This is a genomic window from Nonomuraea aridisoli, assembly GCF_003236395.1.
Classification (GTDB): domain Bacteria; phylum Actinomycetota; class Actinomycetes; order Streptosporangiales; family Streptosporangiaceae; genus Nonomuraea; species Nonomuraea aridisoli.
In genome coordinates this window covers 1-1,921 of sequence record NZ_POUD01000533.1, presented here as the reverse complement: position 1 = coordinate 1,921, position 1,921 = coordinate 1, and the positions used below count along the sequence as shown (strand labels likewise).

Annotated in this window: 2 protein-coding genes and 1 pseudogene; 2 read left to right on the top strand and 1 reads right to left on the bottom strand. The window is 73.7% G+C overall.

The window, feature by feature from the left end; genetic code table 11:
- Positions 1-375, top strand: a pseudogene (locus tag C1J01_RS50840) (metal-sulfur cluster biosynthetic enzyme); the annotation flags it as partial.
- 1 nt (position 376) lies between these two features.
- Here C1J01_RS50840 and C1J01_RS47850 read toward each other — a convergent pair.
- Positions 377-814 carry an anthrone oxygenase family protein gene (locus C1J01_RS47850; protein WP_111185768.1) on the bottom strand — a complete coding sequence of 146 codons (438 nt, stop codon included), beginning with the start codon at positions 812-814 and terminating at the stop codon, positions 377-379.
- 198 nt (positions 815-1,012) lie between these two features.
- On the opposite strand from C1J01_RS47850, the gene C1J01_RS47845 reads away from it, so the two are divergent.
- Positions 1,013-1,921 (top strand): hypothetical protein (locus C1J01_RS47845; protein ID WP_220040489.1); only part of this gene is annotated, 909 nt, incomplete at its 3' end.

Sequence of the window (1,921 nt, the reverse complement as noted above, 5' to 3'; positions counted from 1 at the left end):
GCGGAGGGCGGCGGGTTCGCCGGGGCCTTTCCCGGGGAGGCGGGCGGCGAGCTCGACGCGTTGCGCCTGACGTTCCGCCGCAAGGCGTACCTGGCGGCCCTGGACCGGCTGGTGACCCGCCTGGGGGAGGCCGTCCCCTCGCGGGTGGGCGACGTGCCCGACTCGCCGGAGCTGGCCGGGCTGCTGCGCCGCCGCGCCGAGCTGGGGCTGGACTGCTCGCCGGGCGCGCCGCTGCTGCTGGACGAACGGGGCGGGCCCATCCCGGCGGAGGAGACTGAACGGCGGCTGCGGTTCGCCCGGCTGGTGCGGGTCAGCATCGAGGGCAACGCCGGCCTGTGCCGGGGCCTCCTCCGTACGCGTTACGCCGGGCGGTAGCTCACAACTGCGTCAGGCCGACCCCGACGAGGACGAGGCTCGCCAGGCAGGCGACCGTGCGCACGGTGTTCCACGTGGTCCACCGGGGCGAGTAGTCCTTCCACGCCATCGTGCCGGCGTCGAGCGCGTTGTTCATCGGCACGTTGATCGCGACCGTGGCCAGGAACGAGCCGACGGCGTTGACCGCGGCGGCGGCCAGGAACCACCACGCCGCCGGGGCGTCCGCGAGCAGGCCGGTGGCCAGCGCCGCGAGCGGCGAGCCGATGAACACGACGAAGAGCCACGGGTTGAGGATCTTCCGGTTGACACTCCGCATCGCCGCCTCCGCCTGCGCGGGCTCGACCGCGTTCAGGCCCGGCATGACCGACATGGAGAAGGCGTAGAACAGGCCCGCCAGGGCGCCGTGCAGCACGAGGGTGACCAGAGCGAGGATCAACATGCTCTCATCGTGCGGCCTGGCGGCCCGGACGGCCATGGCCGGTGCGCTCAGGCGCATACGCGTACGTCCACGCCCGCGAGAATCTCTCCGGCATATCGCGCAAAAGCCCTGGTCGGCGACCCGCAACAGCGGCGATCACCCCTCACGGCGTGCACGGATCGAGCATCCTGAAGACAACCCCTGTTCCGAGGAGCTTCCGTGACCCGGTATGCCGTCGACCCGGCACGCAACACCCTCGTCGCGCACTGGAGCACCGGGATCGGCGACATCGCCACCAACGTGGCCGAGCTGCCCGCCACCCGCGACGCCCTGCACCTGGCCTCCTGCCTGACCCACCTGTCGCAGGCCTGCTGGCGCTGCTACACCCACCCGGCCAGCGCCGCCGACCAGCACGGGCCCCACAGCGTCGGCTGGAACCGGCAGCGGGAACGCGACGCGTTCGCCGGCGTCCTGCCCGCCCTGGCCGCACCCGACGCCCCGCCGTCCGCCACCCGGATCGAGCAGGCCGCCCACCGCGTCGGACGCGTCCTGCACGCCATCGACCTGCCGCGGCTCGCCGCCGACGTGACCGCCGAGGTCGCCCACGAGCTGCTCGCCGTCGAGCACGCCGAGCTCGGCGACCTGTCCGCCCGCGCCCAGCAGGCCGTCACCCTCAGCCGCGAGGACGCCTCGCCCCTGCAGGTCGCCCAGGCCGACACCCTGCTCCACCGGCAGCCGTTCGGCACGGAAGCGCTGATCACGCAGGTCGAGCCCACCGCCGCGGCCATCGCCGCCGCCCACTGGCTGCACGCCGCGGCCGTCGTCACCGCCCGCCGTACCGGCCTGCACCCGGTGCAGACCGTCGCCAAGGCGGATCGGGTCAAGGCGCTCGCCCAGGAGAGCTGCGCCGAGGTCATCGGCGCGATGAGCGCGGGCGCCGCGCCCCGCCAGGCGGTCATGCCGCTGATCCGCCACACCCTGCACGTCGCCGAAGGCCACCTGTACGGCATCACGGCGGCCAAACGCCGCATCGACGCGGCCGAGGAGCTCATCGCCAAGGCGCACGCCGACCACCACGACCTCGACCTCGGCCTCGACACCGTCTACCTGCCGATCACGTCACTCAAC

Bases quoted from the DNA above. Each gene is read 5' to 3' on its own strand.
- C1J01_RS47850 (WP_111185768.1), bottom strand. From the start codon at position 814: ATGTTGATCCTCGCTCTGGTCACCCTCGTGCTGCACGGCGCCCTGGCG.